Raw genomic sequence first — 26,945 nt, 5'->3', positions numbered from 1 at the left:
CAGTTGTTTGACGGCCATCTCATTGACCGCCTTCTGGCAGGAACGGTCGGCACTCAAGGCCTGGGCCATGAACATGGACAACGTCTCTGTCGGCGGGAACAAGCGCTCCCGATGAAACGGCAGCAACGACTCGACATGCTCGAATAATTCAGGGCCGGTTAGCAGGTTGAAGAAGGCGTAAGCGTCCGTATTCGATGTATGCCGACGGGCGCGCTGCTGTTGATGAATGACGGCTTGGCGCCTAGGATTCATCTGGGCTGCTCCTTGGGCTCGGTGTGTGTTCGCAACTATCACCGTAGACCAAGAGCAGCCTTTCTTTTCTGAATCAATCGCTTAGCGCTTAAGTAAGTGCCATTCCGAGCTGGCCTGTTTCGCCGGGCCCATCGACCATTGCCGAGGTTCATTATCATTCATGTGGTACAACGGTTTCCTTGATCTGCCGCTGTGGCAGCTGATCGTGGTCACGCTGGTGCTCACCCACATCACCATCGTCAGCGTGACTGTCTACCTGCATCGCTATTCCGCCCACCGCGCCCTCGAGTTGCATCCGGCGCTGCAACACTTCTTCCGTTTCTGGCTGTGGATGACCACCGGGATGAACACCCGCGAGTGGACCGCCATCCATCGCAAGCACCACGCCAAGTGCGAGACCGCCGAGGACCCGCACAGCCCGGTGTACAAGGGCCTGGGCACCGTGCTGCGCAAGGGCGCCGAGCTCTACCGCGAGGAAGCGAAGAACGCCGACACCCTGCGCATCTACGGCAAGAACTGCCCGGACGACTGGCTGGAGCGCAACCTCTACGGCCGCTTCCCGTTGGGCGGCATCGCCCTGATGGTGCTGATCGACGTCGCCCTGTTCGGCGCCCTCGGCCTGACCGTGTGGGCGGTGCAGATGGCCTGGATCCCGTTCTGGGCGGCCGGTGTCATCAACGGCCTGGGCCACGCCGTGGGCTACCGCAACTTCGAATGCCGCGACGCCGCCACCAACCTGGTGCCCTGGGGCATCGTCATCGGCGGCGAGGAGCTGCACAACAACCACCACACCTACCCGAACTCGGCCAAGCTGTCGGTGAAGAAGTGGGAGTTCGACCTGGGCTGGGCCTGGATCAAGCTGTTCTGCTTCCTGCGCCTGGCCAAGGTGGCGCGGGTCGCACCGATCGCCCACCGGGTGGAAGGCAAGGGCAGCCTGGACATGGATACCGCCATGGCCATCCTCAACAACCGCTTCCAGATCATGGCCCAGTACCGCAAGCTGGTGATCGGCCCGCTGGTCAAGCAGGAGCTGGCCAAGGCCGATGCCTCGGTGCGCCACCTGTTTCGCCGCGGCAAGCGCCTGCTCTCGCGCGAGACCAGCCTGCTGGAGGAACGCCACCACGCGCGCATCGAGCGCCTGCTGCAGCACAGCCAGGCGTTGCAGGTGATCTACGAGAAGCGCCTGGCGCTGCAGCAGATCTGGCTGAAGACCAGCGCCAACGGCCACGACATGCTGGCCGCCATCAAGCAGTGGGTGCAAGAGGCCGAGGCCAGTGGCATCCAGTCGCTGCGCGACTTCGCCGAACAGCTGAAGACCTACTCGCTGCGCCCGGCTGTCTGAGTTGGCCTGATAACTGAGATGTGCATCACAAAAAGCCCGCCGTTCGGCGGGCTTTTTCTTTTTTTGTCGAGCGCTTAGCTAATTTTGCGGTCATAGACCTCTCGATTAGTTGTGGGAAGCTGAGACATGGATGACAGGTACAGGGCGCCGCAGGATCTCGACGAAGCGCTGCTGGCATTGCTGCACAGCCGCGCCGAGGTGGAGCGCCTGAAAGAACGCGAGCAACTCTTCAGCGCCCTGCTGGCCAGCGTCAACGCGGTGCTCTGGGCTTTCGACTGGCAGGCCCAGCGCATGGTCTACGTCAGCCCCGCCTACGAAAGCATCTTCGGCCGCTCGGCGGCCCTGCTGCTGGCCGACTACAACGAATGGCTCAACGCCATCTACCCCGACGACCTCGACTACGCCGCCAGCAGCCTGCTGCAGGTGCTCGAGCGCGGCGCCGTGGAGCAGCGCGAGTACCGCATCCTGCGCGCCGACGGCGAGGTGCGCTGGCTCAGCGACAAGTGCTTCATCAGCCAGCACAGCGAGGCGGGCCTGCCGCTGATGGTGGTCGGCATCGCCGAGGACATCACCGACAAGAAACACCTGGAAAGCGAGCTGCAGCGCCTGGCCACCACCGACGTGCTGACGCAGAGCAGCAACCGCCGCTACTTCTTCGACAATGCCGAGCAGGCCTTCAACGAATCCAAGCAGGCCGGCGCGGCCCTGGCCTTTCTGCTGCTGGACGTGGACGACTTCAAGAAGGTCAACGACCGCTACGGCCACCAGGTCGGCGACCGCGTGCTGCAGCGCGTGGCCCAGTGCGCCTCCGGGGCGCTGCGCCGCGGCGACCTGTTCGGCCGCATCGGCGGCGAGGAGTTCGCCGTGCTGCTGCCCGGCTGCGACCAGGTGACCGCCCGGCAGATCGGCGAGCGCCTGCAGCGCGAGGTGCAGCGGCTGCGCTTCAAGGAAGACGAGCAGACCTTCGGTATCAGCGTCAGCCAGGGCCTGACCCTGCTGCAGCCCCACGACGAAAACCTCTCGGCGCTCTACGGCCGGGCCGACGCCGCGCTGTACCAGGCCAAGCGCAACGGCAAGGACCGTATCGAACAGGCCTGATCAGCGGCCCGGCCCGGGTTGCTGCCTCTCTTGCGCCCTGCGCGTACCCCTTCCGGGAAATGGACCGGGAAGGGATACGGGCGCATTATTTATTCCAATAAGGAATTACATTTTAATAATTAATTCTTTTTGGATTTATTTCCGATTGCTTATCGTTGCCCCCAGCGTGGCCGCAGGGTCCAGGCAATGAAGTCCGGCGAGCATGGCGACAAACCGCCAGCCAGGCCGGGAAAGGTGGCGGATTTCCGCTGACCAGCGCGCAGCGAAGGACCAGGCTACGGGACGCCAACCCGCGCCAATCCACGTGTCGGGGTGTGTCGGGCCGATTGGCCCGCGGATTGCCATGTCGGGGTGAAGCCTCAGGCTTCGCCCACAAGAACAAGACACGAGCATTCACCATGACGCTGCCATGCCTTTCCGCAAGTTCCTTCCTGCCTGCTTGCCCACGTAGAGACCCCGCCCAGGGGCGACCGATCTGACGACCGCCGTTCGCCTGCCGGCCCGGGCCGTGCCCGGCCGCGCGGCTGTCCGGTGGGATTCGCGCCGCGCGGCGCCTGGCGCTTTGCCGACTTCACACAAGATCAATAAATGGGGATTACCAATGAAGAGTCGTAACATCACGCAATCCACCCTGGCGTTGGCCGTGGCGGCCGCTGCCCTTGGCGCCCATGTTCCGCTGGCCAGCGCCGGCGGCTTCATCGAGGACAGCAAGGCCAGCCTGACCCTGCGCAACTTCTACATCAACAGCGACAACCGCAACGGCACCGCCGAGCCGAGCAAGCAGGAGGAGTGGGGCCAGGGCTTCCTGCTGAACTACACCTCCGGCTTCACCGAAGGCACCGTCGGCTTCGGCGTCGATGCCCTGGGCCTGCTGGGCGTGCGCCTGGACAGCGGCAAGGGCACCCACTACAACCCGACCAGCTCCAGCTTCTCGGGCACCGTGTTCCCCACCGATGGCGACGGCCGCGCGGTGGACGACTTCTCGCACCTGGGGGCGACCGCCAAGGTGAAGGTTTCTTCCACCGAACTGCGCTACGGCACCCTGCTGCCCAAGCTGCCGGTGGTGACCTACAACGACGGCCGCCTGCTGCCGCAGACCTTCGACGGCGGCCAGATCACCTCCAACGAATTCAAGGACCTGACCCTGATCGGCGGCCAGCTGGAGCACACCAAGGGCCGCAGTTCGAGCAACAACGAGGGCCTGTCCATCGCCGGCGCCAACAACGCGCGCACCGGCGAGTTCGTCAACAAGTTCTACTACGGCGGCGTCGACTACAAGCTGACCAAGGACCTGACGCTGCAGTACTACTACGGCAACCTGCAGGACTTCTACAAACAGCACTTCCTCGGCCTGCAACACAACTGGGCGATCGGCCCGGGCGTGCTGAAGACCGACCTGCGCTACTTCAACAGCAGCGACGACGGCAAGAACAGCCACGACTCGCGCTACTACACCTCCGGCTACTACGGCAACGGCGTGACCAAGGGCGAGGTCGACAACAAGGCATACAGCGGCCTGTTCACCTACATCGTCAGCGGCCACAGCTTCGGCGTCGGCTACCAGCAGCTCAGCGGCGACAGCGACTTCCCGTTCATCAACAACGGCGACGGCGCCACCGCCTACCTGATCACCGACGTGCAGATCGGCAAGTTCCTGCGCGCCGGTGAGCGTACCTGGCAGGCCCGCTACGGCTACGACTTCGCCCAGGCTGGCCTGCCGGGCCTGACCTTCCAGGCCCTGTACCTGCGCGGCGACAACATCGACACCGCCCGCGGCGACCAGAGCGAGTGGGAGCGCGACATCAGCCTGGCCTACGTGATCCCGGACGGCACCTTCAAGGGCCTGGGCTTCACCTGGAAGAACGCCTCGCTGCGCAGCGGCCTGCCGGCCCAGGGCGCCACCCCGGCCCAGCGCGACCAGGACGAGAACCGCCTGATCGTCAGCTACACCCTGCCGCTGTTCTAGGCCTGGGGCTTTCCGTAGGAGCGCGCCGAAGAGGTGACCTGTAGGAGCGGGCCCTGCCCGCGATTTCGCGCGCAGGGCGCGCTCCTACATGTTTTATTGGGTTCCCGCGTTCGCGGGAATGACGCCGGGAAACACGACTCTCACCCCGTCATTCCCGCGAACGCGGGAACCCAGAAAACCGCCTAGAAGCAACAGGCCGCACCGGGGGCTCTTCGTAGGAGCGAGCTTGCTCGCGAACAGACGCGGTGCCATGCGGTTCGCGAGCAAGCTCGCTCCTACGAGAAGCCATGCTCGCCTGTGGATCTTGCGATGGGAGCCTTTTCTTTTGCAGCTACCGGCTCAGCGCTTCTGCGGTGCCGGTTGCTGCTGGGTGATGCAGTGGATGTTGCCGCCGCCCAGGAGGATTTCCCGGCCCGGCACCATCACCACTTCGTGCTCGGGGAACACGCGCTGGAGGATGGCCTTGGCCTCGGCGTCCTTCGGGTCGTCGAAGCTCGGCGCGACGATGCCGCCGTTGACGATCAGGAAGTTCACGTAGGAACCGGCCAGGCGGATCGACGGGTCGCGCTCCTGGCTGCCTTCCACCAGGTCGACGCCGGCGCATTCTTCCTCGGTGGCGTGCAGCGGGCCGGGGATCGGCATCTTGTGCACCACCGGTTGGCGGCCCTTGGCGTCGCGGGCCTGCTCCAGCACGCGCATGGCGGCCTGGCAGCGCGGGTAGTTGGGGTCGTTGGCGTCGTCGGTCCAGGCCAGCAGCACTTCGCCCGGGCGCACGTAGCAGCAGAAGTTGTCGACGTGGCCGTTGGTCTCGTCGTTGTACAGGCCGTCCGGCAGCCAGATCACGCTGTCCACCGCCAGGTGCTCGCGCAGGACCTGCTCGATCTCCTCGCGGGACAGGTGCGGGTTGCGGTTGCGGTTGAGCAGGCATTCCTCGGTGGTGATCAGGGTGCCTTCGCCATCCACGTGGATGGAGCCGCCCTCGAGCACGAAGCCTTCGGTGCGGTAGCGATCGCAGCGCTCGACCTGGAGGATCTTCGCCGCCACCTGGTCGTCGCGCAGCCAGGGGAAGTACAGGCCGCCGTCGAGGCCGCCCCAGGAGTTGAAGGTCCAGTCCACGCCGCGCACGCCGCCCTGGTCGTCGACCACGAAGGTCGGCCCGGTGTCGCGCACCCAGGCGTCGTCGTTGCTGATCTCGATCACCCGGATGGCGTCGCTCAGGCGCGCGCGGGCGTTCTCGAACTGCGCGGCGGAAACGCAGACGGTGACCGGCTCGAAGCGCGCGATGGCCTCGGCCACGACGCTGAAGGCGGCCTGCGCCGGCTTGCCGCCCAGGCGCCAGTTGTCCGGGCGCTCGGGCCAGACCATCCAGGTCTGGGTGTGGGGTTCCCATTCCGCCGGCATGCGGAAGCCATCGGCGCGGGGGGTACTGGTCAGAGTGGTCATGGGGTCACCAGATGCGGGCAGCTACGGACGAAGCGGCGGAAGGGATCGCCTCCCGCCGCGCGAGGTCATTCGGAGAGGTTCTCTCCGTCGAGGGTCGCGATCGGCCAGTATAGGTTCGGACGGCGGTCGCGGAACACACCCCAGGCGGTGCGGATCTTCTCCAGCGCGTCCAGATCGAAGCTGTGCAGCAGGATGCCTTCCTCGGTCTCGTTCAGTTCCTGGACCTTCTTGCCGAACGGGTCGGCGATGAAGGAGGAGCCGTAGAAGGTGATGTCGTAGCCGTCCTGCGCTTCCTTGCCGATGCGGTTGGAGGCCACCAGCGGCATCAGGTTGGCGCCGGCATGGCCCTGCTGCACGCGCTGCCAGTGGTCGCGGGAGGTGATGCTGGCGTCGTGCGGCTCGCTGCCGATGGCGGTCGGGTAGAACAGTACTTCGGCGCCCATCAGCGCCATGCTGCGGGCGCATTCGGGGAACCACTGGTCCCAGCAGATGCCGACGCCGATGCGCGCGTAGGCGGTGTCCCAGACCTTGAAGCCGGTGTCGCCGGGGTTGAAGTAGTACTTCTCGTGGTAGCCGGGGCCGTCGGGGATGTGGCTCTTGCGGTACACGCCCAGGTTGCTGCCGTCGGCGTCGATGATGGCGATGCTGTTGAAGCGGGCGCGGCCGGCGCGCTCGAAGAAGCTGATCGGCAGCACGACTTTCAGCTCGGCGGCGACCTTCTGGAAGTGCAGGATCGCCGGGTTCTCTTCCACCGGGGTGGCCAGCTGGGTGTAGTCGGCGTTGGGCTTCTGGCAGAAGTAGGGGGTCTCGAACAGTTCCTGGATCAGGATGATCTGCGCGCCCTGGGCGGCCGCCTGGCGCACCAGCTTCTCGGCGTTGGCGATGTTGGCCTGGACATCCCAGGAGCACGCCATCTGGGTGGCGGCGACGGTGACGGTACGAGTCATGGAACACCTTTTTATTCGGATACTTATCGGCCTTCCGGGTTGGGCGGCGGCCGTGGGGTGCTGCGAGAAGGCGTGAGGTCGACGTCTTTCGCGGCGCTGGGGCGATTTATATCCGATAAAAATCGACTTTTGAAGCGGTATTTCTCTATCGCGGCATCGAATCCGATAAAAAGACAGATAAATATCGGGCTTAAGCTGCGGGCAAGAAGGGACTGTAGGAGCGAGTTTGCTCGCGAACGCCCCGGCACCGCGATGTTCGCGAGCAAGCTCGCTCCTACGAAGAGCCCGTGCCGCTTACAGCTGCCGTTTGGGCAGGAAAGGTGGTAGGTAAAGCGACAGATAGGCATCGAACACCCGCATCCCTTCCTCGGCCAGGCGCGGTTCGATGCGTCCGTGGCGTTGCACCGAGAGGGCGTAGACGCGGTCGCCCAGTTCCATGGCCAGGCTGAACACTTCGATGTCCCGGGGCAGTTCGGGCAGGTGGAAGTGGTGGTCGAACAGGGCCTGCATGGAGCGGCCCAGCTCCATGTCGTGCTGGCGGTCGGCGAGGGTCACCTCGGCCAGGCCGTGGCTGGCGAGGATCAGCTGGCGCGCCGCGGCATCGCCGGCGTAGACGGCGAGCATGCGCTCCTCCACCAGCCGCGAGAGGTCGCGCCAGTCGCGCAGGGCGTCGTGGTCCACCGGCGCCGCCAGGCAGGCGCGGAAGGCGGCGTGGACCTCGCCGGTCAGCGCCTGCAGCAGCGCCGGCACGCTGGGGAAGAAGTGGTAGACCGAGGACGGCGGTATGTCCGCCCGCTCCGCCACGGCGTAGATCGACAGGCCGGCGGTGCCGTCTTCGGCGAGCAGCGCGCGGGCGGCGTCGAGGATGCTGGCGATGCGCGCCTGGCTGCTGGCGCGGGGCTTGCGGGAGCTGGTGGGGGCGGGCATGGGGTTCTCCGGGCATGAGCGGGCTATTGGACGCCAGCTCATGCGTCCGGAGCAAGTTCGCGGCCCCTGGCGCGCGCCGCTGGCCGTCAGTGGTCGGCCAGCAGCTTGTCCCAGGTTTGCTTGAGGACCGGCGCGGTCTTGTCCGGGGCGGTTTCCAGGGCGAACAGGCGGCGCTTGGTCTCCTGGTCTGGGTACAGGCCCGGCTGCTGGCGCAGCTCGGCGTCGAGGAAGGCCGCGGCGTCGACGTTGGCGTTCGGGTAGAGGGTGGCGGCGGTGACCTGGGCGGCGACCTTCGGCTGCAGCATGAAGTCGATGAAGCGCAGGGCCAGGTCCGGATGCTGGGCGCTGCTGGGCACCACCAGGTTGTCGATGAACAGCACCGAGCCCTCCTGCGGCACCATGAAGTGCACCGGCTGCCCGGCGCGGGCCGCATGCAGGGCGTCGCCGACCCAGGCCATGGCCACGCACAGCTTGCCGTCGTTGAGGTCCTGGATGTAGCGCTCGCTGTCGATGTAGCGCAGGTTCGGGCGCAGCACCTCGAGCACCTGGCCGGCGCGGCGGATCTGCGTCGGCGCGCTGCGGGCGAAGTTGCGCCCCTGGTAGTTCATCAGCACCGAGAAGGTCTCGTCGGGCGCGTCCAGCAGGCTCAGCCCGCAGCTCTTCAGGCGCGCGCTGTATTGCGGGTCGAACAGCAGGCCCCAGCTGTCCGGCACCGGCCCGCCCAGGGCCTTCTCGGCCTGCGGCTGGTTCACTGCCAGGCCCACGGCGCCCCACAGGTAGGGCACGGCGTGGCGGTTGTCGGGGTCGACGGCGGCCAGCTTGCTCATCAGCTGCGGGTCGAGGTGGCTGCGGTTGGGCAGGCGGGTGAAGTCCAGCGGCTGGATCAGCTTGTCCTTGATCAGCTGCGGCAGGTCGTTGTGGGAGGGGACGGCGACGTCGATCTTCTCGCCGGAGCGCAGCGCCTGCTTGAGTTCTTCGGCGGTGCTGTAGGTGTGGTACTCGACGCGGACGCCGCTGGCCTTCTCGAAGTCCTTGAGCGCTTCCGGGGCGATGTAGTCGTTCCAGTTGTAGACGCGGATGACGTCCTCGGCCTGGACGAACAGCGGGCAGAGCAGCAGCAACAGCGGGGCGAGCAGGCGTGGCATTGGCATTCTCCCTATGTCAAGGCACAGCATGGACGGCCGGCGGCCATCCCGGGGGCTTGGTTGCAGCGTGGTGCGGCAGAGCAGGGTGCGGCGGGGCCGCCCGCCCGGCGGGCAAGGCGGTCAGACGGACGCCGGCGCGGGGCCGGCGTCGCCTGGGGTGTTTCTTATACGGTGTGCAGGTACCAGTTGTACTCGAGGTCGGAGATCGAATATTCGAACTCCTGCAACTCGTGCTCCTTGCACGCGACGAAGATGTCGATGTACTCGGGGCTGATGTACTTGTTCATCACGTCGCTGTCGTCCAGCTCGCGCAGGGCGTCGCGCAGGTTGTTCGGCAGGCTCTGCTCCAGCTGCTCGTAGGCGTTGCCTTCGATCGGCGCGCCCGGCTCGACCTTGTTGGTCAGGCCGTGGTGGACGCCGGCGAGGACCGCGGCCAGCAGCAGGTAGGGGTTGGCGTCGGCACCGGCCACGCGGTGTTCCAGGCGCACCGCTTCCGGCGCGCCGGTGGGTACGCGCAGCGACACGGTGCGGTTGTCCAGGCCCCAGCTCGGCGCGTTCGGCACGAAGAAGGCCGAGCCGAAGCGGCGGTAGGAGTTGACGTTCGGGCAGAGGAAGGCCATGGAGGCGGGCAGGGTCTCGAGCACACCGCCGATCGCGTGACGCAACGCGGCGTTCTGCTCGGGATCCTCGCTGGCGAAGATGTTCTTGCCGTCCTTGTCCAGCAGCGACACGTGGACGTGCAGACCGTTGCCGGCCTGGCCCGGGTAGGGCTTGGCCATGAAGGTCGAGTCCATCTCGTGGTCGTATGCCACGTTCTTGATCAGGCGCTTGAGCAGCACCGCGTAGTCGCAGGCCTTCAGCGCGTCGTTGACGTGGTGGAGGTTGACCTCGAACTGCGCCGGGGCGCTCTCCTTGACGATGGCGTCGGCCGGGATGCCCTGGGCGCGGGCGCCGTCGATGATGTCCTGCAGGCAGTCGGCGTACTCGTCGAGGTCGTCGATGGAGTAGACCTGCACCGATTGCGGGCGCTTGCCGGAGATCGGCGAACGAGGCGGCTGCGGACGGCCGTTCACGTTCTCCTGGTCGATCAGGTAGAACTCCAGCTCGAAGGCCGCGACTATGCTCAGGCCGATGTCGGTGAACTTCTGGATGACCTGGCGCAGTACCTCACGAGGGTCGGCGAAGAACGGCTCGCCTTCCATTTCATGCATGGTCATCAGCAGTTGCGCGGTCGGACGCTTCTGCCAGGGTTCCATGGCGATGGTGTTGGGGATGGGATAGCAGACACGGTCGGCGTCGCCGATATCCAGGCCCAGGCCGGTGCTTTCAACGGTGGAGCCGGTGATGTCGAGGGCGAACAGCGAGGCGGGGAGGTTGATGCCTTTCTCGTAGACTTTCGGCAGGTTGGTGCGCTCGATGCGCTTGCCGCGAACCACGCCATTCATATCTGCAATAAGGAGGTCGACGAACTGGACCTCGGGGTGTTCCTTGAGGAACTCGGTCGCTTCTGAGAGCGGAACGGCACTCGGGGGTACCGACATGGTGCAACACCTTTATTGTTAAAAATATCAATCATGCGGGGGCTAGGCTGTGAGTCAATCCGAAAGGCCTGTTGATGTCAATAGCGCCACTTCCTGCCCGTTGATGGTGCAAGGCGGCCATTTTTGGGGCATTTCGGCTTGTCTCAGGGGCCGTGAAAGCGTGCTGCCATGGGGTGTGCAGAGAGGCGTGTGCAATTTTTTACAGGGCTATTGTGTAAAAAAATGAACAGCGCTAAGCTCGGTCGCAACCCATAACACTTACAAACACGGGTGTCCCATGTCTCGCCTGCCGTTAATCGGCGTGACCGCCTGCGTCAGGCAAGTCGGTCATAAACCCAGCCATACCGTCGGTGACAAATACGTCAGTGCCGTGGTGGCCGGGGCCAATGGTCTACCGCTGATCATTCCAGCCCTGGGCGAATCGCTTGACCAGGACACCTTGCTCTCCAGCCTCGATGGGCTGCTGTTCACCGGATCACCGTCGAACGTCGAGCCCCATCATTATAGTGGCCCCGAGAGCGATGCAGGCACTTTGCATGACATCGCCCGTGACGCTACTACACTGCCGCTCATTCGCGCTGCGATCGCCGCCGGCGTGCCGTTGCTCGGCATCTGCCGCGGGTTCCAGGAGATCAACGTGGCTCTAGGCGGCACGCTGCACCAGAAGGTGCACGAAACTCCAGGCTTCATGGACCACCGCGAGCCGGCCAACCAGCCGGTCGAGGTGCAGTACGCCCCGCGCCACGTCGTCGACGTGCAGCCGGGCGGCATTCTCGCCGGCATCGGCTTGCCGGCGCAGATCCAGGTCAATTCCATTCATGGCCAAGGCGTTGCACGTCTGGCGCCGGGCCTTCGCGTAGAAGCACTGGCGCCTGACGGGTTGGTCGAGGCCTTCTCCGTAGAAGGCGCCACGGCCTTCGCCCTCGGCGTGCAGTGGCACCCCGAATGGCAGGTCCGATCCAATCCCAACTATCTCGCCATCTTCCAGGCATTCGGCAAAGCCTGCAGCAAGAGGGCGGGGCAACGTTGAGTCCGGCGGTTGGGGCCGGGCTCTCAAAACCCTGAGGTCTTTATGACTACCAAGTTAGACCAGCTGACCAGCTGGCTGAAGGAACGCAAGATCACCGAAGTGGAATGTCTGATCGCCGACCTGACCGGGATTGCCCGGGGCAAGATCGCGCCGACCAACAAGTTCCTCAACGAGAAGGGCATGCGCCTGCCGGAGTCCGTGCTCCTGCAGACCGTGACCGGTGATTACGTCGAGGACGACATCTACTACGACCTGCTGGACCCGGCCGACATCGATATGGTCTGCCGCCCGGACGAGAATGCCGTGTTCCTCGTCCCCTGGGCCATCGAGCCCACCGCGATGGTCATCCACGACACCTACGACAAGCTCGGCAACCCCATCGAGCTGTCGCCGCGCAACATTCTCAAGCGCGTGCTCAAGCTCTACGCCGACAAGGGCTGGAAGCCGATCGTGGCGCCGGAGATGGAGTTCTACCTGACCAAGCGCAGCGACGACCCCGACTACCCGCTGCAGGCCCCCGTGGGCCGTTCCGGGCGCCAGGAAACCGGCCGCCAGTCCTTCTCCATCGACGCGGCGAACGAATTCGACCCGCTGTTCGAGGACATGTACGACTGGTGCGAGGCCCAGGGCCTGGACCTGGATACGCTGATCCACGAGGAAGGCACCGCGCAGATGGAAATCAACTTCCGTCACGGCGACGCCCTGGACCTGGCCGACCAGATCCTGGTGTTCAAGCGCACCATGCGCGAGGCCGCGCTCAAGCACAACGTGGCCGCGACCTTCATGGCCAAGCCGATGACCGGCGAGCCGGGCAGCGCCATGCACCTGCACCAGAGCATCGTCGACCTCAAGACTGGCAAGAACATCTTCTCCAATGCCGACGGCACCATGAGCGAGCTGTTCCTGCACCACGTCGGCGGCCTGCAGCGCTTCATCCCCGAGGCCCTGCCGCTGTTCGCCCCGAACGTCAACTCGTTCCGCCGCTTCCTGCCCGACACCTCGGCGCCGGTGAACGTCGAGTGGGGCGAGGAGAACCGCACCGTGGGCCTGCGCGTGCCGGACTCCAACCCGGAGAACCGCCGCGTGGAAAACCGCCTGGCCGGCGCCGACGCCAACCCGTACCTGGCGCTGGCCGCCAGCCTGCTGTGCGGCTACATCGGCATGGTCGAAGGCATCAAACCCAGTGCCCAGGTCAAGGGCCGCGGCTACGAACGACGTAACCTGCGCCTGCCGCTGACCATCGAGGCGGCACTGGAAACCATGGAAGGCAGCAAGACCCTTGAACAGTACCTGGGCAGCAAGTTCATCCGCGCCTACGTCGCGGTGAAACGTGCCGAGCACGAGAACTTCAAGCGGGTGATCAGTTCCTGGGAGCGGGAGTTCCTCCTGCTGTCCGTCTGATCGGCGTGGGGCCCGGCTCTGCCGGCCGGGCCCCGTGTTCATTACAGAGAGGTTTTACCAAAATGACGAAACAGACCAGCGCCCAGACCCAACACTGGCAGGCGCTCAGCCGCGAACACCACCTGGCTCCGTTCACCGACTACAAGCAGCTGAACGAGAAGGGTGCGCGCATCATCACCAAGGCCGAAGGCGTGTACCTGTGGGACAGCGAGGGCAACAAGATCCTCGATGGCATGGCCGGCCTGTGGTGCATGAACGTCGGCTATGGTCGCAAGGAGCTCGCCGAGGTCGCCTACAAGCAGATGCTCGAGCTGCCCTACTACAACCTGTTCTTCCAGACCGCGCACCCGCCGGTGCTGGAACTGGCCAAGGCCATCGCCGACATCGCCCCCGAAGGCATGAACCACGTGTTCTTCACCGGCTCCGGCTCGGAGTCCAACGACACCGTGCTGCGCATGGTCCGCCACTACTGGAGCATCAAGGGCAAGCCGCAGAAGAAGGTGGTCATCGGCCGCTGGAACGGCTACCACGGCTCCACCGTCGCCGGCGTCAGCCTCGGCGGCATGAAGGCCCTGCACAGCCAGGGCGACCTGCCGATCCCGGGCATCGTGCACATCGCCCAGCCCTACTGGTACGGCGAGGGCGGCGACATGTCGCCGGAAGAGTTCGGCGTCTGGGCCGCCGAGCAGCTGGAGAAGAAGATTCTCGAAGTCGGCGAGGAGAACGTCGCCGCCTTCATCGCCGAGCCGATCCAGGGCGCCGGCGGCGTGATCGTTCCGCCGGACACCTACTGGCCGAAGATCCGCGAAATCCTCGCCAAGTACGAAATCCTGTTCATTGCCGACGAAGTCATCTGCGGCTTCGGCCGTACCGGCGAATGGTTCGGCAGCCAGTACTACGGCAACGCCCCGGACCTGATGCCGATCGCCAAGGGCCTGACTTCCGGCTACATCCCCATGGGCGGCGTAATCGTCCGCGACGAGATCGTCGATACCCTGAATGAGGGTGGCGAGTTCTACCACGGCTTCACTTACTCTGGTCACCCGGTAGCCGCGGCGGTGGCCCTGGAGAACATCCGCATCCTGCGCGAGGAGAAGATCGTCGAGACCGTGAAGGCGGAAACGGCACCCTACTTGCAGAAACGCTGGCAGGAGCTGGCCGACCACCCGCTGGTGGGCGAGGCCCGTGGCGTCGGCATGGTGGGCGCGCTGGAGCTGGTGAAGAACAAGAAGACCCGCGAGCGCTTCGAGAACGGCGTGGGGATGCTGTGCCGCGAGCACTGCTTCCGCAACGGCCTGATCATGCGCGCGGTGGGAGACACTATGATTATTTCGCCGCCGCTGGTCATCACCAAGCCGGAGATCGACGAGTTGATCACCCTGGCGCGCAAGTGCCTCGATCAAACCGCCGCCGTAGCGCTGTCTTGAGTCTTTCACCGGACCTTTGACAGACTGCGCCTGTGCGTTGGCCAGGCTCACCGGGTGGTGAAGGCGGGAAGCCGCCGACGCCACCTGGAACATCAAAAACAATTGGAGCTACCCGCATGTTCAAAACCTTCGGCAAGACCCTGCTCGCCGTGACTCTGGCGGGCGCTGTGGCCGGTATGGCACAGGCCGATGACAAGGTACTGCACGTTTACAACTGGTCCGACTACATCGCCCCGAACACGGTCGACGAGTTCACCAAGGCCACCGGCATCAAGGTCGTCTACGACGTCTACGACAGCAACGAAGTGCTGGAAGCCAAGCTGCTGGCCGGCAAGTCGGGCTACGACGTGGTGGTTCCCTCGAACTCCTTCCTGGCCAAGCAGATCAAGGCCGGCGTCTACCAGCCGCTGGACCGCGACAAGCTGCCGAACTGGAAGAACCTGAACCCGGACATCATGAAGACCCTCGAGGTCAGCGACCCGGGCAACAAGTTCGCCATCCCCTACATGTGGGGCACCATCGGCATCGGCTACAACCCGGACAAGGTCAAGGCCGCGCTGGGCGACGGCGCCCCGGTGGATTCCTGGGACCTGGTATTCAAGCCCGAGAACATCCAGAAGCTGAAGCAGTGCGGCGTGAGCTTCCTCGACTCGCCCACCGAGATGATCCCGGCGGCCCTGCACTACCTGGGCTACAAGCCGGACAGCCAGGATCCCAAGGAAATCAAGGCCGCCGAGGACCTGTTCCTGAAGATCCGTCCGTACATCACCTACTTCCACTCCTCCAAGTACATCTCGGACCTGGCCAACGGCAACATCTGCGTCGCCATCGGTTACTCCGGCGACATCTACCAGGCCAAGTCCCGCGCCGTGGAAGCCAAGAACAACGTGAAGGTGGCCTACCACATTCCGAAGGAAGGCGCCGGCGCCTTCTTCGACACCGTGGCCATTCCGAAGGACGCCGAGAACCCCGAAAGCGCCCTGAAGTGGATCAACTTCCTGCTCGAGCCGAAGGTGATCGCCGAGATCTCCGACACCGTTTCCTACCCCAACGCCAACTCCGCGGCCACGCCGCTGGTGAACGAGGAAATCCGTAACGACCCGGGCATCTACCCGAGCGACGCGGTCATGAAGAAGCTGTACGCCTTCCCGGACCTGCCGGCGAAGGTCCAGCGCCTGATGACCCGCAGCTGGACCACCATCAAGTCTGGCAAGTGACGGCCCGGCCCGGTCGTTCGTCGCGAACGGCCGGGCGGGTGCTGGGCGGTGGAGGGGCGGTCGCAGGCCCGCCACCGTTCTGCAGGCACGGATCATCTGCAGTGGGATGACCGCTGGTTGCAGCTAGGGCTGCAGAAGCGCTCGCGCGCGCCACGGAAGGCCCGGACAAGCTGTAAACGCCAACACCAAGAAGCTTCATGACAACAGAGAGGACCGACGTGTGCGCATTCCCTTCCGCAATACCCTGATCGCCGCCATCTCGACCTTGGGCCTGGGCGCCGCCGTGGCGCAGGCCCAGCCGACCGTCCACGTGTACAACTGGAGCGACTACATCGGCGAGACCACCCTGGCCGATTTCGAGAAGGAAACCGGCATCAAGCCGGTGTACGACGTCTTCGATTCCAACGAAACCCTCGAGGGCAAGCTGCTGGCCGGCCGCACCGGCTACGACATCGTGGTGCCGTCCAACCACTTCCTCGGCCGCCAGATCAAGGCCGGCGCCTTCCAGAAGCTGGACAAGAGCCAGCTGCCGAACTGGAAGAACCTCGACCCGCACCTGATGAAGCAGCTCGAGGCCAACGACCCGGGCAACCTCTACGGCGTGCCCTACCTGTGGGGCACCAACGGCATCGGCTACAACGTCGACAAGGTCAAGGCCGTGCTCGGCGTCGACAAGATCGATTCCTGGGCCGTGCTCTTCGAGCCCGAGAACATGAAGAAGCTCAGCCAGTGCGGCGTCGCCTTCCTCGATTCGGGCGACGAAATGATGCCGGCCGTGCTCAAATACCTGGGCCTGGACCCCAACAGCACCAACCCGGCCGACTACGAGAAGGCCGAGGCCAAGCTGATGGCGGTTCGCCCGTACGTCACCTACTTCCATTCCTCCAAGTACATCTCGGACCTGGCCAACGGCAACATCTGCGTCGCCGCCGGGTTCTCCGGCGACGTGTTCCAGGCGGCCAACCGCGCCAAGGAAGCCGGCAAGGGCATCAACATCGCCTATGCGATTCCGAAGGAAGGTGCCAACCTGTGGTTCGACATCCTCGCCATTCCGAAGGATGCGTCGAACCCGAAAGAGGCCCACGCCTTCATCAACTACCTGCTCAAGCCCGAGGTGATCGCCAAGGTCAGCGATTACGTCGGTTACGCCAACCCGAACCCCAAGGCTGGCGAATTCATGGATGAGTCCGTGCGCGACAATCCCGAGGTCTACCCACCTCAGGAAGTGCTCGACAAGCTCTTCGTGCAGCACGAGCTGCCGCCGAAGATCCTGCGCCTCATGACCCGTTCCTGGACCAAGATCAAGTCCGGTAAGTAATCCAAGTACGCCCGGCCGCGGGGGCCGGGCGTCCAAAAAGTTGGGAGTTGTGGTAATGGCTATAGCCTCCGGTGCCTACAAGAAAGCCCTCGCGGGCGACCAGCAGCCCAAAGAGGTGTTGGTAAAAATCGACCGGGTCACCAAGCAGTTCGACGAAACCCTTGCGGTGGACAGTGTTTCCCTGACCATCAAGAAGGGCGAAATCTTCGCATTGCTCGGCGGTTCCGGTTCCGGTAAATCCACCCTGTTGCGCATGCTGGCCGGCTTCGAGCGGCCGACCGAAGGTCGCATCTTCCTGGATGGCCAGGACATCACCGACCTGCCGCCCTACGAGCGGCCGATCAACATGATGTTCCAGTCCTACGCGTTGTTCCCGCACATGTCGGTTGCGCAGAACATCGCCTTCGGCCTGAAGCAGGACGGCCTGCCCAAGGCCGAGATCGACAAGATCGTCGAGGAAATGCTCAAGCTGGTGCAGATGACCCAGTACGCCAAGCGCAAGCCGCACCAGCTCTCCGGCGGCCAGCGCCAGCGCGTGGCCCTGGCCCGTTCGCTGGCCAAGCGGCCGAAGCTGCTGCTGCTCGACGAGCCCATGGGCGCCCTGGACAAGAAGCTGCGTTCGCAGATGCAGCTGGAACTGGTGGAGATCATCGAACGCGTGGGCGTGACCTGCGTGATGGTGACCCACGACCAGGAAGAGGCCATGACCATGGCCCAGCGCATCGCCATCATGCACCTGGGTTGCATCGAGCAGATCGGCAGCCCGATGGACATCTACGAGACCCCGGCCAGCCGCCTGATCTGCGAGTTCATCGGCAACGTCAACATGTTCGACGGCCAACTGGTCGAGGACGTGCAGGACCACGCGGTGATCGCCTGCCCGCAGCTGGAAAACCCGATCTACATCGGCCACGGCATCAGCACCCGCGCCGAAGACAAGCGCATCACCTACGCGCTGCGTCCGGAGAAGGTCATGGTCAGCGCGCAGAAGCCGGAAAACCTCGAGCACGAAGGCTTCAACTGGGCCCAGGGCACCGTCTACGACATCGCCTACCTCGGCGGCCACTCGGTGTACTACATCAAGCTGGCCTCGGGAATGATCGTCCAGGCCTTCATGGCCAACGCCGAGCGCCACGTGGCCCGCCCGACCTGGGACCAGCCGGTGTACATCAGCTGGTACGACGACAGCGGTGTGGTGCTGCAATCATGAACATCAGCAAATCGCTCATGAAGCGCCTGCCGCGTGGCCGGCACGCCGTGATCGGTGTGCCGTTCATCTGGCTGTTCCTGTTCTTCCTGCTGCCCTTCGCCATCGTGCTGAAGATCAGCCTGGCGGCAGCGGACGTGGCCATTCCGCCGTACACCGAAGTGTTCCAGTACGCCGACCAGACCCTGCAACTGGTGCTGAACCTCGGCAACTACCTGATGCTGACGGACGACCCGCTCTACATCGACGCCTACCTGGGCTCGCTGAAGATGGCGGCGATCAGCACCTTCCTGTGCCTGCTGATCGGCTACCCGATGGCCTACGCCATCGCCCGCGCCAGCAAGGAAATGCAGACCGTGCTGCTGCTGCTGATCATGATGCCGACCTGGACGGCGATCCTGATCCGCGTGTACGCCTGGATGGGCATCCTGTCCAACAACGGCCTGCTCAACGGCTTCCTGATGTGGCTGGGGGTGATCAACGAACCGCTGACCATCCTCAACACCAACCTGGCGGTGTACATCGGTATCGTCTACTCGTACCTGCCGTTCATGGTGATGCCGCTGTACGCCAACCTGGTGAAGCACGACATGAGCCTGCTGGAGGCCGCCTCCGACCTGGGCGCGCGCAACTTCACCAGCTTCTGGAAGATCACCGTGCCGCTGTCGAAGAACGGCATCATCGCCGGCTGCATGCTGGTGTTCATCCCGGCGGTGGGCGAGTTCGTCATCCCGGAACTGCTCGGCGGCCCCGAGACGCTGATGATCGGTAAAGTGCTGTGGCAGGAGTTCTTCAACAACCGTGACTGGCCGGTGGCATCCGCCCTGGCGGTGGTCATGCTGGCGATCCTCATCGTGCCCATCATCCTGTTCAACAAGAACCAGGCGAAAGAACTGGAGGGCAAGGTATGAACAAGCGTTGGTCCTTCTCCAACATCATGCTGATCGTCGGCCTGCTGTTCATCTACGTGCCGATGGTCATCCTGGTCATCTACTCGTTCAACGGCTCCAAGCTGGTGACCGTGTGGGGCGGCTGGTCGGTGAAGTGGTACGTCGGCCTGCTGGACAACACCCAGCTGATCAGTTCGGTGTTCCGCTCCCTGGAAATCGCCGTGTACACGGCGGTTTCCTCGGTGATCCTGGGCACCCTGGCGGCCTTCGTGCTGACGCGCATCCCGCGTTTCCGCGGCCGCACGCTGTTCGGCGGCATGGTCACCGCGCCGCTGGTCATGCCCGAGGTGATCACCGGCCTGTCGCTGCTGCTGCTGTTCGTGGCCATGGCCCAGCTGATCGGCTGGCCGCAGGAGCGCGGCATCGTCACCATCTGGATCGCCCACACCAGCTTCTGCTCGTCCTACGTGGCGGTGGTGGTGTCGGCGCGCCTGCGTGAACTGGACCTGTCCATCGAGGAAGCGGCCATGGACCTGGGCGCCAAGCCCTGGAAAGTGTTCCTGCTGATCACCATCCCGATGATCGCGCCTTCGCTGGCGGCCGGCGGCATGATGTCCTTCGCCCTGTCGCTGGACGACCTGGTGCTGGCCAGCTTCGTCTCCGGCCCCGGTTCCACCACCCTGCCGATGGAAGTGTTCTCCGCCGTGCGCCTGGGCGTGAAGCCGGAGATCAACGCGGTGGCCAGCCTGATTCTGCTGACCGTCTCGCTGTTCACCTTCTTCGCCTGGTACTTCACACGCCAGGCCGAGGAGCGTCGCAAGCGTGCCGTCCAGGAGGCCATGGAAGCCACGGCCACCGACTGGCAGAAAGGTTCGCCGGCCACCGTCTGACGTCGTCTTGTCGGCCGGCTGCAGCCGGTGCCTGCGAAAACCATGGGCCACCTTCGGGTGGCCCATGTTTTTGGGGGAGGCGGGCATATGCCGTAGGGCAAGAAGAGTCGGTCTTCTCAGAAGAATCTGACAGCTAATCGCCGCAACTTCCCTGCATTTGCCAACTACTATTCAGTGTGTCCGTTGGCGGTTGCCGGCTATTCCCCGCAGCTTGGTCGGCCTCCGTGATCCCGGGCAATTTGCCAGTGCTTTCCACAGCACCCAGGCGGGAGGTGGCGCCCAATACAACACCCCAATAGTTATCCCTAGGGGGAATAACGCGCCAGGGAGCTTCGGCGCCTCCCGCAGTCCCTTCTCACGGAAACGACGAACCCCGCATCATGCGGGGTTCGTCGTTTCTGGCGCGGCCTAGCGGGCCTGCGGCACCAGCCTGAGCAGTCCGTGGCTGTTGGCGGCGACCTCGTCGGGCGCGAAATGCTCGGCGTGGTAGCGGCCTTCGACGTAGTCCTCGGCCTGGTCCTTGTAGTGCGCATCGAAGAGCACGCCGCTCTGGCCCACCGGGTTGATGCCCAGGGCGTGGGTCGGGTCGGCGAAGTCCACCAGGCGCCGCGTCGAGGGCCCGTAGGTGACGGCCCAGGGCGCCGGGCCGATGGGCGCCGAGAGGTTGTTGGGCACCTCGTGGCCGCCCGGCGCGGCGAAGGGGCCGATGTTGAACAGGCGGTCCAGCGGCTTCTGCATGCCCAGCGGGTGCACGTGGGTGAGGGTGTGCGCCGCGCCCCATTTCCAATTGGCCGGGTCCTGGCCGAAGGTGTCGCGCAGGTGCTTCAGGCTGGCCTGCCAGGCGGCCTTGACGATGTCCGCGCGGCTTTCCTTCTGCGCCGTGGCGCGGTCGTCCCACCAGGGCGAGGCGTCGTCGGCGGCCAGCCGCGGCAGGGCGCTATCTATCGCCCGGGTGCTCAGCAGGGTGTTGAAGAAGGCATCGCCCATTTCGTCGTGCATGGCGCCGTAGGCCAGCTGGTAGAGGAACTGGCTGAACAGGGTGGCGGCCAGCGAATCCAGCGGGTAGTCGCCCTTCCAGGCCGCCAGCTGCTCCACCAGCGCCTTCTCCTGCTCGCCGGCCGCGGCCTGGCGCAGGCTCGGCAGCAGCGGCGCCAGGGTGCGCGGGCCGTAGTCGGTGCCGGTGTCCAGCTGCAGCGCCTGGCTGTTCTGCAGGTCCCACTTCACCGAGGCGTCGGCCAGGTGCTGGTCCAGGCGCTGGCCGCGGTCGGCCAGGTTGTAGTAGCCGGGCACCGGCCGGCCATTGGCGGGCACCGGCTGGAAGTTGGCCGAGACGATGTAGCCGCGCGCCGGGTTCTCTTCATGGGGGTTCTCGACGAAGGGGTAGAAGCCGTCCTTGTCCGCCGCGGCGGTGCTGCCGTCGAGGATGAAGTTCGGATCGACGCCGGCCGGGCGCTTCGGCAGTTGCGCCGAGGCCCACCAGGCGATGTCGCCGCGGGCGTTGGCCCAGACCACGTTGAGCCCCGGCGCGTGGATCTGCGCGGCGGCGGCGCGGGCCTTGTCCAGGGTGTCGGCGCGGTCGAGGTGGTAGAAGGCGTCCAGCAGCGGGTTCTCGGTCTGCAGGAAGCCCCACCACATGGCGATGGGCGTCTTGCCCGAGGCGGCGCCCAGGGCGTCGTTGACGATCGGCCCGTGGGGCGAGCTGCGCAGCACCAGCTTGACCGGCGCCTGGCCCTTCACCGCGATGCTCTGTTCCTCGCGCGCGAGGTCCACCCACTGGCCGTGGTACCAGACCTGCTCGGGGTTGGCCGGGTTGGTCTTCTCGGCCACCAGGTCCATGTCGTCGTTCTGGAACATGGTCAGGCTCCAGCCGAAGTCCTTGTTGTGGCCGAGCATGGCGAATGGCACCAGGGCCTGGTGGTGGCCGTAGAGTTCGAAGCCGGGGGCGCTGAGCTGCGCCTCGTACCACACCGAGGGCGCGGCGAAGCGGATGTGCGGGTCGCCCGCCAGCAGTGGCCGGCCACTGCGCGTGCGGCTGCCGGAAACCACCCAGGCGTTGCTGCCCTCATACTGCGGCAGGCCGGCGGCTTCCAGGGCCTGCTGGCTGATCTGCGCCAGGGCGCCGAGGTCCTTCCAGTCGCCGGCGGCCAGCGCGGTGGGGCGCTGCAGCACGCCCTCCGGGTGCCAGGCCAGGTCGAAGGCCTTCAGGTAGTCGGCGCCCAGGTCGTCGCGGATGTAGGTGAGCACCGGCTCGGTGCGCAGGGCCACGGCGAAGCTGTAGGCCAGGTAGCCGGATACGGCGAGGGTGTCCTCCACCGTGAAGGGCCGCTTGGGAATGCCCAGCACGTCGAATTCCAGCGGCTTCGGGTGGCTGGCCTGGTACTGGTTGATGCCGTCCAGGTAGGCCTGCAGGGCCTTCCAGGCGGGCGACTGCTTGTCTTGGCGGGCGGCGTACTCGGCGGCATGGTCGCGCAGGCGCAGGGTGCGGAACAGGCGGTCGGTGTCCACCAGCTTGGGCCCCAGCACCTCGGCCAGCTCGCCCTTGGCCAGGCGGCGCAGCATCTCCATCTGGAACAGCCGGTCCTGGGCGTGCACGTAGCCCAGGGCGCGGTACAGGTCGCTTTCGTTCTGCGCACGGATGTGCGGCACGCCACGCTCGTCGTAGCGCACCTCGACCTCGGCCTGCAGGCCGGGCAGCCCGGCCAGGCCGTCGCGGGTCGGCTGCTTGCCATGCAGGTACCAGGCGCCCCCGGCGGCAGCGGCCGCCACCAGCACGGCAAGAACGGTCAACGTACGTTTCATGTAGCGGCTCTCCTTGTTGTTCTGGGCGGATTCTGCGCATTCGCGCCGGGCGCTTTCATTGACCAAACGCGCGCAAGCTGAAAGTCTTTGGTCAAAAGGAGGCCACATGTCCCTCTCCAGCGCGCCACTCACCCATTCGGCCACCCTGCGCCGCCTGCTCTACGAGGCGCTTACCAACCTGGGGTTGGAGCCGGCGCGCATCTACCGCCAGGCGCTGCGGCGCGTGCGCCTGGCGCCGGTGAGCGCCGACGGCCGCCTGCTGCACGACGAGGTGCCGCTGTTCTGGGCGGCGCTGCCGGAGCTGAGCGGTGACGTGGACATCGGCCTGCACCTGGCCGAGGCGATGAAGCCGCGCCTGCTCGATGTGGTCGGCTATCTGCTGCTGGCCAGCCGCGACCTGGAGCAGGCGCTGCACAGCTTCCTGCGCTTCCAGCACATCCTCTCCGGCGGCCTGGCCGCGCAGTTGCGCGAGGAGGGCGAGCAGGCGCGGCTGGTCCTCGACATCCACTACCGCGACTGCCCGCCGCTGCGCCAGCAGATGGAGTGTCTGCTGCTGCTGTTCATCAAGCTGCTGAAAGCGGTCAGCGACGACGAGTTCGCCTGTTCCGCCATCGAGTTCCGCCATGCCGCGCCACGGCGCCTGGCCGAGCACCGCCGGCTGTTCGGGCTGACGCCGCGGTTCGCCTGCGCACACGATGCCCTGCTGTTCCCGCGCACCCTGCTGCGGCGACCGTCGCGCACGGCCAACGCCGCCTTGCACGGCGTGCTCACCCGCTATGCGGAGGAAGAACTGCAGCGCCTGCAGGAGAACGACCTGCTCAACCGCCTGCGCTACCTGCTGGCCCACCGCCTGGGCCGCGAACCCTGCACCCTGCAGGCCTGCGCCGAGCTGCTGGGCCTGCCGGCCAGCGCCTTGCAGCGCAGCCTGGCCGGGCAGGGCAGCGGCTTTCGCGAACTGCACGAGGAAGTGCGCCGCCAGCGCGCCACCGAGCTGCTGGCCGAAGGCGTGGCCATCCGCGAAGTGGCGCGAACCTGCGGTTTCGCCGAGCTGTCGCCGTTCTATCGCGCCTTCCGGCGCTGGTTCGGGGTGCCGCCGGAGGTGTACCGGCGGCGTTTGCAGGAGATGGCGCAGGCGCACTGAGGCGTCCCGCGCCGGGCTCATTCGGCCAGCGGGATCTCGCTGGCCATGTCCAGCAGGGCCATGGCGTCGAGCTGCGTCTCGATCTGCAGGAAGCGCATGGCGCGGGTCGGCGAGACGGCCTTGGCCATGCGCGCGATGTAACGGTTGCGCAGGTCCAGGCGCAGCTGCTGGAGCTTCTCGGCGCGCTTGAGCAGGGCGCTGGCGTCTTTGTCGGAGACCTTGCCGGTGTTGTAGGACTTGGCGTAGTCGAGGATCAGCGCCAGGTGCTGCTTGCTCAGCTTCTCGGCCTCGCTGCGGTAGGTGTTGTAGATCGGCCAGAATGCCTCGCCTTCCTTGCCGGTGAGGTTCATGTTGGCTTCGACGATGCGTTTGCGCTTGTAGTCGATGTCGGCCAGGCGGTTGTCGATCTCCGCCTTGTGCTCGGACATCACCTGGTCGGGGCTGGGCGCCTGGTCGTCGGCGCTGGCCAGCAGCGGCAGGCTGAGCAGGGCGCACAGGGCGAGGGTGGGGCGTAGCGGCATGGGAGGCTCCTTGTAGTCGCGCGCCGGCCCTTCATGGGCCGGCTCCGGCTAGTGTAGATGCTGGCGCCCGGCTGTCCGCCCGCCAGGGGCAATAGCAGCCTTGGGCGAGGCTCTGGGTGGACTGCACCGGGCGGCCGTCGATCAGCGCCTGCAGCACCGGTTCGATGAAGCTGTTGGCCGAGCTGCACACCGCGCCCTCGCTGTAGGGGCCGAAATAGGCCAGGCGGCCCTGGCGGTCCCAGATGGCCACCGCCGGGCTCGCCGGCAGCGCCTCGGCGCCAGGCGGCGTGGCCAATGGCCGCAGGGCCTGCAGGGTGGCGGGCAACTGGCCGTGGCTGCCGGGCTTCTGCACGGCGAAGAACTGCACGCCAAGCGGGGCGAAGCGCGCCAGCAACTCGGCGAGGTGCTGCTGGTTGCCGACGTTGCACGGGCAGGCCGGGTCCCAGAAATGCACCAGGCGGATGGCGCCGGGGCCGGCCAGTTCGGCCGGCAGCTGCAGGCCGGCGCCGCTGAACAGCGTCGGCTGCGCGTCGAAGGGGCGGATGTAGCGCTGCTGGAACCATTGGTAGGCGCCCAGCAGCATGGCGGCGAGCAGCGCGGCGAGGCAGGCGAGGATGAGCGTGCGGCGGGCAGGCATGGCGAATCCCGGTAAGATAGCCCTCAAGAGTGCCATGCCGTCGCTTGTGGCAGAACCGCCCGGATGCCGCCGGGCGCTCGTCCCAGCGTCACCGGAAACCGCGGAAAACCCCGATGCCAGAAGCCTTCCAGCCCGATCTGCTGCGCCAGCGCCTGCGACCCCTGACCGCAGCCGAACGCGACGCCCAGGTCCTCGCCTACCAGTCCTTCTACGGGCTCGACCTGGCGGCCCGCTACCCGGGCCTGGAAAGCCGCCTGGGCTACTTCGAGTGCGCCGGCTACCGCATCGCCGCGCAGCTGTGGCGCCCGCCCCTGGCCCGCGGCAGCCTGCTGCTGCTGCACGGCTACTACGACCACATGGGGCTCTATGGCCACGTCATCGACTGGGCACTGGACCTGGGCCTGGCGGTGATCGCCTGCGACCTGCCGGGCCACGGCCTGTCCAACGGCGCGGCGGCCAGCATCAACGACTTCGCCGAGTACCAGGCGGTGCTTGCCGGCCTGCTGGACGCGGCGGCGCAGCTGGACCTGCCGCAGCCCTGGCACCTTTTCGGGCAGAGCACCGGCGGTGCCATCCTGCTGGACTACCTGCTCACCGGCGCGCCGCGCCCGGAGCTGGGCCACACCCTGCTGCTGGCGCCGCTGGTGCGGCCGCGCGCCTGGGGTTGGTCGAAGCTCAGCTACCAGCTGCTGCGGCCCTTCGTCGACTCCATTCCGCGCAAGTTCACCGACAACTCCAACGACGCCGGCTTCCTCGCCTTCCTCCGCGATCGCGACCCGCTGCAGCCGCGCATCCTGCCCACCGCCTGGGTGGGCGCGCTGGCGCGCTGGATTCCGCACATCGAGGGCGCGCCGCCCAGCGCGCGCAACCTGCTGGTGGTGCAGGGCGACGCCGACGAGACGGTGGACTGGCGCTACAACCTGAGGGTGCTGGAGGAGAAGTTCGAGCGCATCGAGTGCCTGCTGCTCACCGGCGCGCGGCACCACCTGGCCAACGAGAGCGAGGCGCTGCGCCGGCGCTACTTCGACTTCCTCGGCGAGCGCCTGAGCTAGTTCGAGGGGGCGGAGGCCAGCCCGGCCTTCACCGCGGCCAGGGCCGCCTGGTAGTAGGCCTGGCCGGCGGGCGACTCGGCGAAGTCGGCGAACTGCTGCAGCTCGGCGTCGGAGAGCCCGCGGTAGACGTACAGCAGAGTGTTGTCGAGGTCGGCGCCGATCTGCTGCACGACGTTCTGCCGCTGCCCTTCGAGCAGCCCCTGGCCCTGGCCGAGCAGGCCGGGGAGCATCTGGCTGAGGCTGTCGGCGGCCACGCTGGCCAGCGCCATGCTGACCTCGGCGCCCGCCTCGCTGGCCGGCAGGGCCCGGCTCAGGCGCTGGGCGAGCTGCTGGCGCTGCGGCGTGGCCTGCTGGCGCGGCAGGCCGTTGGCGTACTGGGCGAGCTGATCGCTGCGGGTGGCGAGGGTTTCCGCGGCGGCGATCTTGCGCCCCAGGGGCGATTCGAAGAAGGCCAGTGCCGGGCCGCTGTCCGCCAGGTTCCGGCGCAGGCCGGCCAGCGCCCGGGCGTCGATCTGCGCCGGGGCGAAGCGCTGGTCGCTGTTGTTCACCAGGGCCTGGTACAGCGCCGGCGGCAGGTTGGCCTGGTAGCGCTTCTGCGCGGCGTGCAGGGCATCGTTGAAGTGCGCGCGTTGTTCCGGCCAGCCGGCGGCCTGGTAGAGGCGCTGATAATCGTCGGCCAGTACGGGTAGGCCCAGCATCAGCAGGGCAAGGGCAAGCAGTGCACGCAAATCGGGTCCTCCTGGCGGCAGTGGCC

General features: G+C 66.0%; 22 protein-coding genes and 1 pseudogene. 13 read left to right on the top strand and 10 right to left on the bottom strand.

From position 1 onward, the window contains the following. A pseudogene (locus tag BM060_RS12095) lies at nt 1–252 on the bottom strand (IS4 family transposase); the annotation flags it as partial. Between the two features lie 160 nt (nt 253–412). Here BM060_RS12095 and desA point away from each other — a divergent pair. From desA to BM060_RS12080, 3 genes are all read left to right on the top strand, one after another. After that, entirely contained in the window at nt 413–1,594 is a 1,182-nt protein-coding gene (desA, locus tag BM060_RS12090; protein WP_074980358.1) for a delta-9 fatty acid desaturase DesA, read from the top strand. A 126-nt stretch (nt 1,595–1,720) separates the two neighbouring features. Beyond that, complete coding sequence (locus BM060_RS12085; RefSeq protein WP_074980357.1) at nt 1,721–2,692, top strand: GGDEF domain-containing protein; 972 nt, start codon at nt 1,721–1,723, stop codon at nt 2,690–2,692. A gap of 601 nt (nt 2,693–3,293) precedes the next feature. Beyond that, the gene (locus tag BM060_RS12080) at nt 3,294–4,658 is read left to right on the top strand and encodes an OprD family porin (RefSeq protein WP_074980356.1); all 1,365 of its coding nucleotides are present in this window, start codon (nt 3,294–3,296) and stop codon (nt 4,656–4,658) included. A 339-nt stretch (nt 4,659–4,997) separates the two neighbouring features. Here the strand turns inward: BM060_RS12080 and aguA are convergent, their stop codons facing one another. The 5 genes from aguA to BM060_RS12055 all read right to left on the bottom strand — a co-directional run bounded on the left by aguA (nt 4,998) and on the right by BM060_RS12055 (nt 10,661). Then, nucleotides 4,998–6,101, bottom strand: coding sequence for an agmatine deiminase (gene aguA, locus BM060_RS12075; protein WP_074980355.1), 1,104 nt, complete (start codon nt 6,099–6,101; stop codon nt 4,998–5,000). Between the two features lie 65 nt (nt 6,102–6,166). Continuing rightward, nucleotides 6,167–7,048, bottom strand: a complete 882-nt coding sequence (aguB, locus tag BM060_RS12070; RefSeq protein WP_074980354.1) for an N-carbamoylputrescine amidase — start codon at nt 7,046–7,048, stop codon at nt 6,167–6,169. 294 nt (nt 7,049–7,342) lie between these two features. Next, nucleotides 7,343–7,975 (bottom strand): TetR/AcrR family transcriptional regulator, encoded by a 633-nt coding sequence (locus tag BM060_RS12065; RefSeq protein ID WP_009614000.1) that lies wholly within the window; start codon nt 7,973–7,975, stop codon nt 7,343–7,345. Nucleotides 7,976–8,061: 86 nt separating this feature from the next. Next, on the bottom strand, nt 8,062–9,120 hold the full coding sequence (locus BM060_RS12060; protein WP_074980353.1) for a polyamine ABC transporter substrate-binding protein: 1,059 nt from the start codon (nt 9,118–9,120) through the stop codon (nt 8,062–8,064). A 164-nt stretch (nt 9,121–9,284) separates the two neighbouring features. Beyond that, the gene (locus BM060_RS12055) at nt 9,285–10,661 is read right to left on the bottom strand and encodes a glutamine synthetase family protein (protein ID WP_074980352.1); all 1,377 of its coding nucleotides are present in this window, start codon (nt 10,659–10,661) and stop codon (nt 9,285–9,287) included. 277 nt (nt 10,662–10,938) lie between these two features. Between BM060_RS12055 and BM060_RS12050 the strand changes: the two genes are divergently transcribed. The 8 genes from BM060_RS12050 (at nt 10,939) to BM060_RS12015 (ending at nt 20,041) form a co-directional block, all read left to right on the top strand. After that, nucleotides 10,939–11,691: a gamma-glutamyl-gamma-aminobutyrate hydrolase family protein gene (locus BM060_RS12050; protein ID WP_074980351.1), complete on the top strand. Its 753-nt coding sequence runs from the start codon at nt 10,939–10,941 to the stop codon at nt 11,689–11,691. Between the two features lie 42 nt (nt 11,692–11,733). Beyond that, nucleotides 11,734–13,092, top strand: a complete 1,359-nt coding sequence (locus tag BM060_RS12045) for a glutamine synthetase family protein (protein ID WP_074980350.1) — start codon at nt 11,734–11,736, stop codon at nt 13,090–13,092. Nucleotides 13,093–13,154: 62 nt separating this feature from the next. Next, nucleotides 13,155–14,519 (top strand): aspartate aminotransferase family protein, encoded by a 1,365-nt coding sequence (locus BM060_RS12040; RefSeq protein WP_074980349.1) that lies wholly within the window; start codon nt 13,155–13,157, stop codon nt 14,517–14,519. A 116-nt stretch (nt 14,520–14,635) separates the two neighbouring features. Beyond that, nucleotides 14,636–15,736, top strand: coding sequence for a polyamine ABC transporter substrate-binding protein (locus BM060_RS12035; RefSeq protein WP_074980348.1), 1,101 nt, complete (start codon nt 14,636–14,638; stop codon nt 15,734–15,736). 244 nt (nt 15,737–15,980) lie between these two features. Beyond that, nucleotides 15,981–17,054 carry a polyamine ABC transporter substrate-binding protein gene (locus tag BM060_RS12030; RefSeq protein ID WP_245323049.1) on the top strand — a complete coding sequence of 358 codons (1,074 nt, stop codon included), beginning with the start codon at nt 15,981–15,983 and terminating at the stop codon, nt 17,052–17,054. Between the two features lie 55 nt (nt 17,055–17,109). Beyond that, on the top strand, nt 17,110–18,264 hold the full coding sequence (locus BM060_RS12025; protein WP_074980346.1) for an ABC transporter ATP-binding protein: 1,155 nt from the start codon (nt 17,110–17,112) through the stop codon (nt 18,262–18,264). 26 nt (nt 18,265–18,290) lie between these two features. After that, nucleotides 18,291–19,172, top strand: a complete 882-nt coding sequence (locus BM060_RS12020; protein ID WP_173427895.1) for an ABC transporter permease subunit — start codon at nt 18,291–18,293, stop codon at nt 19,170–19,172. Next, nucleotides 19,169–20,041 carry an ABC transporter permease subunit gene (locus tag BM060_RS12015; protein WP_074980345.1) on the top strand — a complete coding sequence of 291 codons (873 nt, stop codon included), beginning with the start codon at nt 19,169–19,171 and terminating at the stop codon, nt 20,039–20,041. The genes BM060_RS12020 and BM060_RS12015 overlap by 4 nt, the downstream gene beginning before the upstream one ends. A gap of 408 nt (nt 20,042–20,449) precedes the next feature. Here BM060_RS12015 and BM060_RS12010 read toward each other — a convergent pair whose 3' ends face one another. Continuing rightward, the gene (locus BM060_RS12010) at nt 20,450–22,840 is read right to left on the bottom strand and encodes a penicillin acylase family protein (RefSeq protein ID WP_074980344.1); all 2,391 of its coding nucleotides are present in this window, start codon (nt 22,838–22,840) and stop codon (nt 20,450–20,452) included. A gap of 106 nt (nt 22,841–22,946) precedes the next feature. Between BM060_RS12010 and BM060_RS12005 the strand changes: the two genes are divergently transcribed. Beyond that, on the top strand, nt 22,947–23,981 hold the full coding sequence (locus BM060_RS12005; protein ID WP_074980343.1) for an AraC family transcriptional regulator: 1,035 nt from the start codon (nt 22,947–22,949) through the stop codon (nt 23,979–23,981). Between the two features lie 17 nt (nt 23,982–23,998). Here the strand turns inward: BM060_RS12005 and BM060_RS12000 are convergent, their stop codons facing one another. After that, entirely contained in the window at nt 23,999–24,502 is a 504-nt protein-coding gene (locus tag BM060_RS12000; RefSeq protein ID WP_064584833.1) for a hypothetical protein, read from the bottom strand. A 31-nt stretch (nt 24,503–24,533) separates the two neighbouring features. Then, nucleotides 24,534–25,175: a DUF6436 domain-containing protein gene (locus tag BM060_RS11995; protein WP_074980342.1), complete on the bottom strand. Its 642-nt coding sequence runs from the start codon at nt 25,173–25,175 to the stop codon at nt 24,534–24,536. A 77-nt stretch (nt 25,176–25,252) separates the two neighbouring features. Between BM060_RS11995 and bipL the strand changes: the two genes are divergently transcribed. Then, on the top strand, nt 25,253–26,191 hold the full coding sequence (gene bipL, locus BM060_RS11990) for a phospholipase BipL (RefSeq protein ID WP_043317445.1): 939 nt from the start codon (nt 25,253–25,255) through the stop codon (nt 26,189–26,191). Here the strand turns inward: bipL and BM060_RS11985 are convergent. Next, nucleotides 26,188–26,919 carry a DUF2059 domain-containing protein gene (locus tag BM060_RS11985; protein ID WP_043268232.1) on the bottom strand — a complete coding sequence of 244 codons (732 nt, stop codon included), beginning with the start codon at nt 26,917–26,919 and terminating at the stop codon, nt 26,188–26,190. The two genes, bipL and BM060_RS11985, sit on opposite strands and share 4 nt — an antisense overlap. Between the last annotated feature and the right edge of the window lie 26 nt (nt 26,920–26,945).

Origin of the sequence: Pseudomonas citronellolis (assembly GCF_900112375.1) — a bacterium.
Classification (GTDB): domain Bacteria; phylum Pseudomonadota; class Gammaproteobacteria; order Pseudomonadales; family Pseudomonadaceae; genus Pseudomonas; species Pseudomonas citronellolis.
This window is presented reverse-complemented; position numbering and strand designations above follow the sequence as displayed.